Raw genomic sequence first — 13,784 nt, 5'->3', positions numbered from 1 at the left:
AACATAGGACAAGAAACTCTAAACTACTTAGCCAATAATAATACAATAAAAAGAAAGTAAACTTTTACCCAAAAGTTTACTTTCTTTCAATCACTGTGTTTATAACATTTCTTCATATTTCGAATAAATATCCAAAAGGATACATTCAAAACACTGTTATTTTGGTTGTTATGAACAATTGCTACTTTTACATAAAAAACAGTCGAACAGCCTAAGAATTATATTTACGTGTCCGATTAACTAAAATGATTTATCAAATCAAAAAAGAGAGTGAGGCAGATGAAAATAAAATTCAGAGTTGGTAAGTTGAAAGTGTATTTCGAGATTAACAGAGCTACATTTAAATTAATAGACGAGTTAATAATGAGGTCGCGCCAACTAAACGCGAACTTCGTATGCTAAGGAATTTCTAAGTTAAAAACCTGGGTTTTACCGTACGTTAACAAATTTCTATAAACGACATTTAATGTTTGTTATGGGATTTTGTTTTTAGTAATGAGTTTAAGAACTGGTTTTTGGCCGTATTTCTTTCAGATATCATCCTTTATTTATTATATATAGTTTGGAAAAATTACCATTTATACACAATCAGTATTAGTGTATTATTCATCTAGTACACTAATACTGAGGAGGGAAGAAATGGAAATTGATTTTTCTCCTAATATCCCGATTTATATTCAGGTAATGGAATACATAAAAAAGGAAATTGTAACAGGTCGTTTAGCACCGGGTGATAAAATCCCAGCTGTACGTGAACTAGCCAGTGAATTACAAGTGAATCCCAATACGATTCAACGCACATTTCAAGAGCTAGAACGAGAAGATATTGCTGTGACACGAAGAGGAACAGGGAGATTTGTAACGAGTGAAGGAGAAAAGATTACTGAACTACGCAAAGAAATGGCAACAGAGTTGCTTGATAATTTTATAAATGGAATGGACGATTTAGGATTTACGAAAGAAGAAATTCTTCCAATCCTCCATTCTTCATTAGAAAAGAAAAGGAAGGAAAACTAATGACAGAGTTATTAAAAATTGAAAATCTGTGGAAAAGATATAACTTAAAAACAGTGCTTCAAGATTTAAGTGCAACAATTTCTGAAGGGAAAATTATTGGTCTTGTTGGTGATAATAGTAGCGGAAAAACGACATTATTAAAAATGATTGCTGGTTTGCGTTATCCTTCTAAAGGAACTATCACAATTGAAGGTCAGAAGGTAGGAATAGAAACAAAGAAAACTGTTTCATTTATGCCTGATAGTCCTGTTTTTGACGAGTGGATGACGATAAAAGATGCTGTAGTTTTCTATCGGGATTTTTATAGTGACTTTGATTTTCATCAGGCAATGGACTTAATAGCTGAGTTTAAAATGCCATTAGAAGAGCATATAGTTGCTTTATCAAAAGGTGGAGTGGAAAAATTACAACTTATCTTAACTTTCTCCAGGAAAGCAAAGTTATATATATTAGATGAGCCATTGGGTGGAATTGATCTTGTTTCTAGAAAACATGTACTAGATTTAATTCTTAAATTTTACCGAGAAGATTGTACCATTCTCATTTCAACTCATTTAATAGAAGAAATCGAAAATATATTTGATGAAGTAATCTTTTTAAAAGACGGAACTATTATATTACATGAAAATGTAGAGGAAATTCGTTTTCATCAAGGAAAAGCAGTACATGAGTTGTTTAGGGAGGTTTTTGAGAAATGAATTCACTTTTTCTCTATTTATATAAGTGCAATAGAAAAAAATAGCAGTCTTTTATTCTGGTTTTATTATTATTTCTTTACTTCTTTTATTTAGTACAATAGGACTCTCAAGGGTACTACCTCCGTTTATAAAGGATTTAGTATTACTCATATACCTAATAATAACTGGTATAGTTGCATTTTTACTTCTTCTAATAGCGCTGCCTTCTTTCAATAAAATATTAAAAAATTCTATGATTCGTTATACAGCCATCCCAACCCGAAAATATATATATACGAATTTATTATTTTTTACATTAATGTTTATTATTTTATTAGGTATAGGCTTAATTTTTTCATATTATTTTTCACAAAGTCTTTATGATGGAAAAGTAATTGGTTATAAACCCAATCTTTATGGTGGGGAAGTAACCGGAGAATTTCGACAAGAATATCACAAGTTGTATAGTTACGGAATCTTCCAACACATATTTGCTTTTCTTTTATGGGGAATCGATTTCATGAGTATCCTTATTTCTTGTTATTTTATCATAGCCATTATAAGGCTGTTTCCAGTGAAGTCATGGATGAATAAAATAATTTTATTCATCATTTTTGTTGCTATCTTTTCAACAATACAAACAATAGTAATGAATGTGTTAAGTGATTTAGAGGAATATGCAGTTACTATTAAAAGTTCTGGGTTCATGGATAAGAATGATTTTTTTGATACATCATTTTACCCTATTGAAGATTTTACTATTTTGGGTCTATGTTTTACTTGCTTGTTAATAATTATACTCGTAGCGATTACAGGTCGCATTATCAATAAGAAATTAGAGATATAAAAATTCACTTTAAACGCAAAATACATTTTAGGAGGAAATAATGAAAACATCTAATCCAATATTAAAAAAAGAAAAATTTCATAAAGAGAAGACAAATGCTTCTACGATGACTATTGGCGGAACGATAGTAAAAACATTCATTTTGCTTATCTTACTTCTTGCAGCATCTGTCTATTCCTACGTACAGATGACACAAGGGACAATGAAAATACCCGTGTTAATTGGAATTATAATAGTTACTCTAATTGTCGCTTTTGTAGTTATATTCATTCCGCGCATATCCCCAATTTGCGCACCGATTTACGCAATATTACAAGGGGTTTTATTAGGAAGTATTTCAGCATATTATACAATGCGCTTTGGTGATTCTATCGCTTTAACTGCCGTATTACTAACAATTTCGATTTTATTTGCAATGTTAGTGTTATACGTAACTCGAATAGTAAAAGTAACTAAAAAGTTTCGTGCGGTTGTGACGGTTGCAACACTTGGAATTTTTATTATGTATTTTATTGTTTTCTTATTGAGCATCTTAGGGGTGACTGTTCCATATATTCATCAAGGTGGGACAATTAGTATTATCATAAGTGCAATTGTAATTGTTGTTGCTGCATTAGATTTATTACTAGATTTTGATTCAATTGAACATGGTACTCATAGTGGAGCACCAAAGTATATGGAATGGTACAGCGCAGTAGGACTTATGATGACATTAGTATGGTTATATCTAGAGATCCTTCGTCTGGTTTCTTACATTATGAAAAACAAAGATTAGAAAACATCCTGCATGGTTCAAACATGCAGGATGTTTTTGTATTTCGTAGTATCAATTAGGTCACGTTATGTAGAGAAAGAAAAATTTCATTTAGAGGGTACTTCAAAACTTTAGCTTGATAGCGATGGGGTATGGCCACATATCCATCAAGTTATCTAAATAAAACACCCTCTAAAAATTAAGAATACCCAAAAATAAAATAGACATTAATTAACTTTGTTTGTTATAATTCAAACAAAATAAAAAAACGTTCACCTTTTATATTTAACGATATCAAATTTACTGGAGGGGATAAAGATGAAAAAAGCACTTTACATCAATATAGGTGGAGAAGGACACTTAAATCCAACGTTAGGATTTAGTACAACGTGGAGACAACATTGTCTATTATTCATCAAATGATTTTGAAGAAAAAATCAAAAAAGCAGGCGCACAATTCCGTCCCATCAATCAAGAGACACAAAGAGAGCTTTCGGAAAATATGAATCTTATGACTTCCCATCCTCAAGAGTACTTATTACACTTCCTTCATGCTATGGAAAGAATTACTGATTCCATTTTCGAAGAAATTTCCAAAGAAACATACGATTACATCCTCTATGATGCACAGTCTTTACCTGGAAAATGGGTCGCTCACCATAGAGGTTTAGCATCTATTGCAACTTGGACCACATTTGCTTTTTCACAAGAACTAAAAGAAAATATGAACCTGACAGGAACAAGAAACATAGAACAAAAACAGGAGCGTTTAGCTATGCTACAAGCATTTTTGCAATTAGAAGAAATAGCAAAAATGAAACAATATTTAGAAGGAAAATATGAAGTACCCCTATCTGATAATTTTTTACTTTGTCCGGGTTCAGGCGATTTAAATATTGTCTTTACTTCTCGCTATTTCCAAAGAAACAGCAAGGATTTTAAGGATGGCTATATTTTTATCGGTCCTTCCATTACTGAAAATGGAACTCTAAGTGATTTTTCGGTTGATGAATTAAAAGGAGAACGTGTGATTTATATTTCTATGGGAACTATAATTAATAATCAACCTGAATTCTATCAAAAATGTTTCGTCGGTTTAAAAGATCTCAATGCGAAAGTAGTACTTAGTATAGGCAAACAATTAGCAGTGGAGCAACTAGGAGATATACCTGATAATTTTATTGTTGGTAACTATCTTCCACAATTAGATATACTGCGTCAAGCGGATGTATTTATTAGTCATTGTGGAATGAATAGCGCAAGTGAATCACTTTATTTTGAAGTACCTCTAGTTATGCTCCCATTTATAAATGATCAGCATACGATTGCTGAGCGAGTATACGAACTTGGCGCAGGACTTATGTTAAATATCCAGCAATTATCGACAGAGGATTTAAAACATGCCGTTAATGAAGTGTTGCAGCATTCGCTTTACAAAGAGAATGCCAAAAAAATTAGTCAATCATTCCGTGAGGCAGGTGGTTATATCAAAGCTGTTGATGAGATTATTACATTTACTCGTTAATTCTGCTATGTATGCCACTCAAGGCCTATTAACTTAAGAATTTTATAACACCCTACAACAAAAATATAGAAGATAGAAGAAATGCTGGCAGTATCCCATACTCATCAAGCTAAGAAATTAAATACCTCACACCCACCAACTTAAAAAATCAAGTCATTCCCAAACGACAAAGCTAGCTTTTTATTTTAAAAAGATAAGAAGTGAGCCTTTTTGTCTACTATGATAATGATTGATATGTAAGTTACATTTTTATAGCATTAAGTTTTTTTATCATTTCTATATACTCTTTTTTAATGAAACGCTGCCATTTAAGGAAATAAAAAAGCTATTTCAAAGAAATAGCTTTTTTATAGACTCAATTTTTTAGTAATTAAATTATAGAATAGGTTTCGGATATTTAATTAATATAGGACTCTGTTTTTTTATTTTGAAATTCAGATTTTAATTTATCATATGAAACGGACACAATAGAATCATGTACTTTTTCTGGGAAGGTATTTGAGTTGTCACATATAATATTGGTGTCTCCGTTTTCTGACATACGTAATTGAAATGCATTTGGAATATCTAATTTAATCTTTTTATAACTATCTTTATTAAATTGGTATACCCAAATTTTTTGATTGTCAGTTCTAAATGCCCAATAATTCATAGTTGCACTCATAGATCCAATCCCATCTCCTTGTTGGGTATTTACCCCTTCAATAGAGAGTGGTGTTACCTGCTTAGAGTCCATATCCAAAATGAAATAACTTTCAATTGAATTTTCACTTGTTTTTTCATCGTTAGATAAGCTTACATAGACTATTTTATTACCTACAATTTTAGGAGCTAAAACATTATTTTGTGGAACTACATATTTGTTTATATTTTTATTTTTCAAGCTATATGTGCTTATGGTAGTTTGTTTTTCAGTAGAGTTAGTATAGACTAATTTATCTTCATTCATATGAAGTGCAGTACTAGCTGTATCATAAGATTGTACAGTGTCTATTTTCGTTTTTGTATTGGTTTCTAGGTCATAGAGAATAATATCTGCATTTTTTTGACCTTCATTAATTTCCATCCATGATACATAATGTTTATAAAGATAAGGTTCTATAATTTCATTTGTTTTATGGATTTGATTTTCCTTATCATTACTTAAATTTTTTGCGTATAGAATGGTTTTTGATCCAATAGCATTGGTATCCATCCATAATAACCATTTTTCATTGGCATGTACCCCTTGTATATTTGCCTCGCTACCCATTTTCGAATGAAATATAGTCTCTTCTGTTTGATTAGAGAAATTATATGCAAGAAGTTTATTAGGTAGACGTTCTTTAGTATTATCAGAAACAGGTAAGTACATTTTGTTATTGGATGTAGATGCCATGTAATAGTTTTCATAATCCAATTTTAATTCTGTATAGGTACTATTAAGCTCTTTTTCTTTTATATTTGATTTGTTTTGACTGCAAGATACAAGTATACCTAGACATAGAATAAACAATAATATTTTAAAATTTCTCAATATACTAATGTTGGATTGCCACCTGTTGCACTTAGAACGGCTTTTCCTACTCCTTTTCCATTCTCGTCTACTTTCTCCTCATATACACCACCTAAGGATTTTCCATCTTTATCTAATTTGTGATTAGGATCGACAATTTGCATTGTTCTATCTGCACCATGATAGCCATTAATTACTATAAAATGCCTATAGTTCTTTTCTGCTCTTTTATAACGTTCCATGTGTTGTGTATTTGTCAGCACAATCGGTACATTCGTTCCATCTGATAATTTGTTTTTTACTAATACTTCTAGTTCCCTAATGCTACTAGGGCTCATAGCTCCATAGGTACTATCAGCAAAATCATAATTGTCTTTGTATGCATTTAATCCCCAAGCCAAATTAAGAGAATTTGTTCCTTGGTTAGTTGTTAACATTAAAGAAGCAAGAAGTTCTTCAGTTGGTATTGGAAATGATGATCCACTATCTGATTTGTGGAAAGTCAGAACACTGCGTGCTGATGCTGGTCCGCAATAAAACCAATCACTTTGTTTAAAATGTGTAACAGGTCGAAAATAGCTTTCAGATGGTGGTCGCATTCTGTTTATCTTATTTTTTTGATTTTCTTGTTCCCAAGCTTTCCTAGCTTTTTCCTTTCCGATTTCAAGGATTTTTTTTCCTTCTTCAGGATCTAATGATGGTGGTTTTGATGTGACAACAGTTTTTTTGTCTTGACTAGAATCAATGTTTTCATCCGCAAAACTGACAGTAGAAGGAAGTAAAAGACTCATTGCTAAAACACTCATGCTTACCCCTTTAATAATAGGTTTCATATCGCATCTCCTTAATTCATAATCTTATAACATTTTAGAATAAATGGTATATTATAGCAATTGAATTCCTTAAATATGCATAATTGCATATTTAAGGAATATAAAAAAACTGACCCCTATTTATGAGGTCAGTTTACATTATCAAAATCTTATATATTTACTTTGATAATTCTTTAGAGATACGTTGTATATCTGCTTGAATTTTAGTTTTTTCTTGAACAGTTAAAGCATTAAATTTTTGTTTCTCTGCACTAGGATCAAAAGGCTTCACCGGTGGAGGTGGTGGATCTTGGGGATTCGGAAGCAATTTGTTATCCCATAAAATAACCCCATATGCTCTACCTGCTTCATCATTTTCTTGATCAAAATAATTATCAGCCCATCCTTTTAATTCCTCGCTATACCAGATTTGGTAAGCTCCTTCAATATCAGCTAATAGTTCAATTGGTATTGTTCCAGCTCTTGCTACATAACCAAAGTGAATATTTCCTAAGTCTTCACCTTTCATCAAGTAGCCATTGTAAATGAACTGTTTTTTTCTTCCGAATTTTGTTTTATAATCCCATTCACCACCAGGCTTTACTTTTTCGGCAAATGCCAATCCAACACTCCAAGGATAAGTGCCTTCTTCTTTAGCCTCTTCAGCAGCATAAGCCATAATTAAGGCATTTCTCTTTAAAATGTAAGAGAAACTTGAAGTCATTTCATTTGATGGGATTGTTTGAGCAGATGCAAAGCCACCTTCGGATAAAGAAATAGAAAATAATAAACAAAAAATAAGTAATGTTTTCTTCCACATATTTATGGACCTCCCTTTTTAGTAGTCTATATATTTATAATTCAATTTTAAAAATATGTAAATTTTTATATAGGAAAATAATTTACTTTTTTCTAAATATTGTTATATCATATGTGAGAATTCAAAATTTTATAGAAAAGGAGTTTTTGTATGTTTAAAGTATTTCGAACTAGTTATACCGTTTTAACCTTTTTATTTTTATTTTTCGTCACTACAACCAGTGTCAATGCCGAAGAAAAGGGAGATTTAAGGATTGTCCCTATTGAGAAAGCGACACAACAAGCAATGAATTATTTTAACATTATTCAGAATAATTCTAATACTGATTGGAAAGACAGTAAGCTGGTATTTGATAGAAAATTATATGACGAAAATAAAAAAATAACTGCATATCTTTTTGTTGTACAAAAAGCAGACCAGGAAAATGGATTTATTATTGTGAGCGGTAACGAAAAGATTCCGGGTGTAATAGAATCTACAAGGAAAGGTGCTAATCCATTCAAAACAATTAATAAAGAGAATAGCATTTATGTGTCACCTATTTCATATTTGCAAAAATCAGATATAGAAGGTTCCTTCATTGATTTGAACACTAAAAAATCAGTATCTAAGGAAAAATTAGAAGAAATAAATATATTTACGAATGCACAGAACACTACCTCAAATATAGAAAATATAAAAAAAATTAATGGGTTAACTCGCTCAGCGAATGCTCCATATTATAATCATAAGTTTATACCGAATGTGCCAGACTACGACTGGACTCATGGGTGTTTACCTACAGCATATGCAAATGTTTCTGTATATTGGGCAAATAATGGATTCCCACGTCTAAAAAATAATCAGGCAGATTATGAAACTTATATTATTGATACGCTACCGAAATTAATGAAAACAGATGCCCAAGGTAATACATTTGGTAATGATGGTATTGCAGGCACGAAAGAGTATTGGGAAAAAACAGGGAAATATTCGGTGACTATTAAAGAATATAAGAACAAGCCTGTGAACCCTGCTGTTTTTGAGGAATATAAGAAAGAAATAGATAAAAATAGACCGGCTATTATCACAACTCAAACACATCCAATTTATAAAAATCATGCTGTGACAGGTGTAGGATATGAGGAAATCTTTGATCCTGCTGAAAGAGTTTGGCACCGTTCAGCAATTGTACATGATGAATGGATGTCTACTCCTCAAGATCATTATCTTGTTTGGACTCCGGATATTGATAATTTTTATGCTGTTATTCCAGGTGCTGATATTTCATCTAGTAATAATGTTTACAAAGAAAAAACAAGCCAAGTTCATTATAATTGGGGATTAGGTGCACCAGAAGGACAAAAAAAAGATGAGTTTTCGGCTAAATTTGATCAATCGCAACATTTAGAAGCAGGGGATTATTTTATGCAAACTCTTGCCGATGATTATGTTAAAGTAAATTTTGACGGTAAGAATATTATTGATGGATGGAATAATGATTCAATTGGACAAATTAAACGTGCACTACTACCAAAGTTAACAGCGGGAGAGCATAAAATAGATACAGATTTTCATGAATTGACAGGGAATGCGGGTATCTTCTCTGATGTAGTTCCATTTGATCATTGGTTGGCGTATTATTATCCAAATAAGAATTTACAAGGACTTCCTGTAGATGCAAGAGTAATTAAGCCATTTGGTCAACAGCAAAAACTTGCAGAAGATAATGGCGAAGGCGCTCCAACTTTGAAGGTACCAAAGGATAATTTTTCTGCGCGCTATACCACCGTAAAACGTTTACCTAAAGGTGAATATATTATTCGTGGAAAAGCTGATGATGGCTTACGAGTTTATATTGATGGCAAACTTGTTATAGATCGTTGGCATGGAAGTGGTGGATTTGTAGAAGATGCTCGAAAGATAGTTATTGACGACAATACAGGCGCAACAATTCTTGGCAAGTCTACAGAAAAAGATGTTCACCTTATTGAAGTACAATACTTAGAAGAAAGTGGCGGAAGTAAGGTGGAATTTGGTATCGAGCCATATGCTACTGCAGTGCCATTTCCACATTGGACAGCTGAGTATTATGCCAATAAAGATTTAAAGGGTGATGCAATTGTAAAAGGGGGGAAATGGTCAATAGATAGATTTATTAATATTGATTTTAACTGGGGAAGCACTTCTCCGTATCCAAGTATCCCTAATGATAATTTCTCTGCTAGATTTACAAAATTAGGTTTATTTGAGAATGGAAATTATGAATTTGAAGCTAAGGCAGATGATGGAGTAAGAATATATGTTGACGATAAGCGGGTAATTGATTCTTGGATTGCGAATGGAGGAGATATCCGTAAAGTAAAAATACCGATGACTGCTGGTGTACACAAAATTACAGTAGAATACCTAGAATTATCAGGAAACGCTAACTTAAAGATGGACTATAGAAAAATAAATTAGATGATTTAAATTGAAAGTAAATGTACAAAAAGCTAGTTCTTCATTTTAGAACTAGTTTTTTTTATTGTTTTTGGGATTAAATTTAACTTAAGGTAAAAATATGCAATTTTGCATATTTTGATTAACTTATTGTTATAATATACCATTTGGATTAAGATGAATTGGAAAGATGCGCACCTTTCATAATTTTTAAATTAAAATATATTTTCTTAGTATTATAAAAAACAAGATTTTTAAGGTGGGAATAAAATTGAAAAAGAAGGCAATTACTTTAGCACTTTCAGCTATGTTGGGAATTGGAGCACTAGTACCTATTGCAGCCTCTGCAGCAGAAAGTTTTGATACTGGTTTTGATAAAAATAAAATGGAGCATTACGCTATATATTATCATTCTTCTAGAGTACATGCCTCTGGAATCACAAAAAATGGCACTCCTTATAAGAGTATAGCTGTAGGGCCTGGTTATAAAGCTGCTTTACATTTAGCTTTTACTGGACCATATGCTGTAACTTACCAAAAATATGTTTTTTAATTAAATATATTGATATTGTGGGGATTTATAGAAATTATATAAATCCCCTTAAAATGTTTTTAAGGTGGGATTTATATGATTTCTATAAATAATATGAATAAGAGTTTTAACAATAAAATTCTTTTTGAAAATTTTAATTTGGAAGTAAAAGCAGGAGAGTTTATTGGGATATATGGAAAAAGTGGGAAGGGGAAGACAACACTTTTAAATATTATTGGCATGTTAGAAAATCCAGATTCTGGTGAAATCAAATTGTTAGGAAAGGAAACAAATTCTAATAAGAAAAAACGAGACTTATTAAGAAATGATATTGGATTCATATTTCAAAACTATGCATTAATAGATAACGAATCTGTAAATAGTAATCTAGAAATTGCTATTAAACATAGAAAGTTAAATAAAAAACAGAAAAAAGATGCGATATGCTCAGTATTAAAGGAAGTGGATCTTACAAACTATGGTGAAGAGAAAGTCCATACTTTAAGTGGAGGAGAACAGCAGCGTGTTGCTATCGCTAGACTACTACTTAAAAACCCAACTCTCATTTTAGCTGATGAACCAACTGGTTCATTAGATAGTGAAAATCGTGATATTATTACCTCTCTTTTTCAAAAGTTACACCAGCAAGGAAAAACAATTATTGTAGTAACGCATGATACAGCTTTGTCTCATCTGTTTTCAAGAATCATTCAATTATAAGAGAAAGGTTATATTATGAAAAAATTAATATTTATTCTTAGTTTTATTACTTTTACAATTGTGAGTTTTTTATCAATTAAACAATTTGAATACTTGCAGTTTCAAGCTTTTAATTATGATGTTAACTATTCAGAGGAAAATTTTGATTTAGAAATAAAAGAAGGGAATCTTCAAAAAAATAAAGTTGAAAACTTTAAAATTTTATCAGAAATTGCAATGCAGGCTAAAGTAAATCTGCAAAGGACGTCACACGAAATTACAAAAAATAAACAAGAAAAAATCGTGTATTATGTAGCATTATATGATTATGATCAATATTTTAAGCAGCTAAAATTAAAAACAGGGGAATTCCTGAATTCAAATAGTAATTCTGAAGCATTCCTTTCTACTATAAAAACTAATAATAAAAATCAAATTGGTCAGATTGAGATTTTTCATAATTTTAACCCAATAGAAATTCGGCCGATGATTGCAGCAGCATCAATTAAAGATATTAGAGGTACATATTCTTTAAACAATTCTAAAAATATCAAGTTATTTAAACAAATGGCCGAGAAAAATGGATTTTCAATAAAAATAACAAAAAATGAATCAATATCTGTTTTTACAGAGTATCCGTATCAAACCATGATCTATACAACAAGTTTTGTATTATGTTTATTATTATTATTAGCTATGTCTTATGATGTTATGAACAATTACAAAGCTATTGCTATTCAATATATGCACGGAGATAGTTTTTGGCAAATCGGGTTATATTTACTTAAAAGGTATGTAAATATCATTTTAGGTTCATTTCTTCTGGCTAGCATGAGTCTATTAATATTTCTTTATTACTACAATCAATATCAGCAAATAGTACCTTTTATAGGCTTTTGGATAGAAAACATTTCTCTTTTATTCTTAGTCATACTTTTAATTATAATCGTTACTTGGCTTGGTAGTAAAAATATACATATATCTCAAATGATTAAAAATAAAAAACCCATAAAACTATTCTTTTATTCTAATCTCGGGATTCGATTTATATTAGCTGTGTTCTTAATTCTTGCACTGCAACAAGGGATTAGCACTTTTATTGAACTCAAAAAAACAATTACACAACAAGAAAAATGGGAATTGATGAAAGATTATGCATCACTAGGTATGGAAGTAGGGGCTGGAGACAGATTTGATATCAAAAATGAAGATAGTTTGAATCGATTCAAGAATTTATATAAGGAATTAGAGGATCAGGGAGCCATATACATTGCTCCGTCTTATTATTATTTCAATCAAAAGAATAATGAGTTAAATCCTAACCCTTGGGGAATGGAAGGAAAACAAATCGTTATTAATAGAAATTATTTATCAATCAATCCTGTATACGGAATTGATGGTGAAAAGTTACAGTTACCAATACCTAATAAATCTGAAATAACGGTTTTAGTGCCTAAAAGATATGAAGCAAATCAAGAAGATATCAAAACAACAATAAAAAAAGATTATTCCATGATGCTAAATCATGAGAATCCTGACTCAGTACAAATAAAGATACTATATGTAAAAAATGAACAATCTTATTTTACATTTACTACTCAAATGGCTGTAGATACGAATTATCAAATTATTGATCCAATAGTGGTGGTTTTGACGCATGAGTTTGAGCCGATGTATACATCCAGTTCAATTGCCATGGGTTATGGCTATTATACCAAAAATGGAGATAATGAGTTTCCTTTTAAGAAAACAAAAAGAACAATTGAAAAGTATAATTTTGATAATATTTGGAGTCCTGTATCTATTGCATACTCACTTGTTGAGCAAAAGATATCAAATGATACAGAAAAACTTCAATTAACTATAATTAGTTGTACACTATTTTTAGTGCTTTCTGCTGTGTTACTTTTCTTTTCTGCTATATATTATTTAGAGATGTTTAAACAAATACTTGCATTACAATGGGTTTTTGGATACAGTTTTTTTGAAAAACATAACGTGGTTTATCTCGCTTTATTGGTATTTTGGCAATTTTCCTTTATGGTTTGTTTTTTCATTTCTAATGATAGATGGTTATTATTTAAAATTAGTTTAGGATTAGCAATTTGTGATATTTTATTAATTAGTATTTTATTGATTGCAAAAGAACGTAAAATTACTAAGTTAATGATACTAGGGAAGTAAG

11 protein-coding genes and 1 pseudogene are annotated in these 13,784 nt (G+C 30.8%); 9 read left to right on the top strand and 3 right to left on the bottom strand.

From position 1 onward, the window contains the following. Window positions 1-639: 639 nt before the first annotated feature. From MHB52_RS28380 to MHB52_RS28360, 5 genes and pseudogenes are all read left to right on the top strand, one after another. Window positions 640-1,017, top strand: a complete 378-nt coding sequence (locus MHB52_RS28380; protein ID WP_061663970.1) for a GntR family transcriptional regulator — start codon at window positions 640-642, stop codon at window positions 1,015-1,017. Then, on the top strand, window positions 1,017-1,715 hold the full coding sequence (locus MHB52_RS28375; protein ID WP_061663969.1) for an ABC transporter ATP-binding protein: 699 nt from the start codon (window positions 1,017-1,019) through the stop codon (window positions 1,713-1,715). The genes MHB52_RS28380 and MHB52_RS28375 overlap by 1 nt, the downstream gene beginning before the upstream one ends. Beyond that, window positions 1,712-2,541 (top strand): annotated as a pseudogene (locus tag MHB52_RS28370) (ABC transporter permease). The gene MHB52_RS28375 and the pseudogene MHB52_RS28370 overlap by 4 nt, the downstream one beginning before the upstream one ends. Before the next feature lie 40 nt (window positions 2,542-2,581). Continuing rightward, window positions 2,582-3,316 (top strand): Bax inhibitor-1/YccA family protein, encoded by a 735-nt coding sequence (locus tag MHB52_RS28365; RefSeq protein WP_061663967.1) that lies wholly within the window; start codon window positions 2,582-2,584, stop codon window positions 3,314-3,316. Window positions 3,317-3,695: 379 nt separating this feature from the next. Next, the gene (locus MHB52_RS28360) at window positions 3,696-4,820 is read left to right on the top strand and encodes a macrolide family glycosyltransferase (protein ID WP_340768471.1); all 1,125 of its coding nucleotides are present in this window, start codon (window positions 3,696-3,698) and stop codon (window positions 4,818-4,820) included. 397 nt (window positions 4,821-5,217) lie between these two features. Here MHB52_RS28360 and MHB52_RS28355 read toward each other — a convergent pair whose 3' ends face one another. From MHB52_RS28355 to MHB52_RS28345, 3 genes are all read right to left on the bottom strand, one after another. Beyond that, entirely contained in the window at window positions 5,218-6,198 is a 981-nt protein-coding gene (locus tag MHB52_RS28355) for a hypothetical protein (protein ID WP_241673066.1), read from the bottom strand. 134 nt (window positions 6,199-6,332) lie between these two features. Continuing rightward, entirely contained in the window at window positions 6,333-7,148 is an 816-nt protein-coding gene (locus MHB52_RS28350; protein ID WP_086400824.1) for a C39 family peptidase, read from the bottom strand. Between the two features lie 157 nt (window positions 7,149-7,305). After that, window positions 7,306-7,947, bottom strand: a complete 642-nt coding sequence (locus tag MHB52_RS28345) for a polymorphic toxin type 44 domain-containing protein (RefSeq protein ID WP_061663966.1) — start codon at window positions 7,945-7,947, stop codon at window positions 7,306-7,308. Window positions 7,948-8,097: 150 nt separating this feature from the next. On the opposite strand from MHB52_RS28345, the gene MHB52_RS28340 reads away from it, so the two are divergent. From MHB52_RS28340 to MHB52_RS28325, 4 genes are all read left to right on the top strand, one after another. Beyond that, entirely contained in the window at window positions 8,098-10,389 is a 2,292-nt protein-coding gene (locus MHB52_RS28340) for a PA14 domain-containing protein (protein ID WP_061663965.1), read from the top strand. Window positions 10,390-10,639: 250 nt separating this feature from the next. Beyond that, complete coding sequence (locus MHB52_RS28335) at window positions 10,640-10,921, top strand: hypothetical protein (RefSeq protein WP_061663964.1); 282 nt, start codon at window positions 10,640-10,642, stop codon at window positions 10,919-10,921. Window positions 10,922-10,996: 75 nt separating this feature from the next. After that, a complete protein-coding gene (locus MHB52_RS28330; protein WP_061663963.1) occupies window positions 10,997-11,620 on the top strand; it encodes a putative bacteriocin export ABC transporter in 624 nt (207 codons plus the stop codon). A gap of 15 nt (window positions 11,621-11,635) precedes the next feature. Then, window positions 11,636-13,783, top strand: coding sequence for a DUF1430 domain-containing protein (locus tag MHB52_RS28325; protein WP_061663962.1), 2,148 nt, complete (start codon window positions 11,636-11,638; stop codon window positions 13,781-13,783). Window position 13,784 lies beyond the last annotated feature (1 nt).

Source organism: Bacillus sp. FSL K6-0073, assembly GCF_038006085.1.
Lineage (GTDB): Bacteria > Bacillota > Bacilli > Bacillales > Bacillaceae_G > Bacillus_A > Bacillus_A cereus.
Note: the sequence above shows the minus strand (reverse complement) of the source record. Positions and strands in the feature narration are given on the sequence as shown.

Excerpts from the sequence above, each read along its gene's own strand:
- MHB52_RS28330 (WP_061663963.1), top strand. The coding sequence starts at position 10,997 with ATGATTTCTATAAATAATATGAATAAGAGTTTTAACAATAAAATTCTT.
- MHB52_RS28365 (WP_061663967.1), top strand. The coding sequence starts at position 2,582 with ATGAAAACATCTAATCCAATATTAAAAAAAGAAAAATTTCATAAAGAG.
- MHB52_RS28350 (WP_086400824.1), bottom strand. The coding sequence starts at position 7,148 with ATGAAACCTATTATTAAAGGGGTAAGCATGAGTGTTTTAGCAATGAGT.
- MHB52_RS28375 (WP_061663969.1), top strand. The coding sequence starts at position 1,017 with ATGACAGAGTTATTAAAAATTGAAAATCTGTGGAAAAGATATAACTTA.
- MHB52_RS28355 (WP_241673066.1), bottom strand. The coding sequence starts at position 6,198 with ATGGCATCTACATCCAATAACAAAATGTACTTACCTGTTTCTGATAAT.
- MHB52_RS28345 (WP_061663966.1), bottom strand. The coding sequence starts at position 7,947 with ATGTGGAAGAAAACATTACTTATTTTTTGTTTATTATTTTCTATTTCT.
- MHB52_RS28380 (WP_061663970.1), top strand. The coding sequence starts at position 640 with ATGGAAATTGATTTTTCTCCTAATATCCCGATTTATATTCAGGTAATG.
- MHB52_RS28340 (WP_061663965.1), top strand. The coding sequence starts at position 8,098 with ATGTTTAAAGTATTTCGAACTAGTTATACCGTTTTAACCTTTTTATTT.
- MHB52_RS28325 (WP_061663962.1), top strand. The coding sequence starts at position 11,636 with ATGAAAAAATTAATATTTATTCTTAGTTTTATTACTTTTACAATTGTG.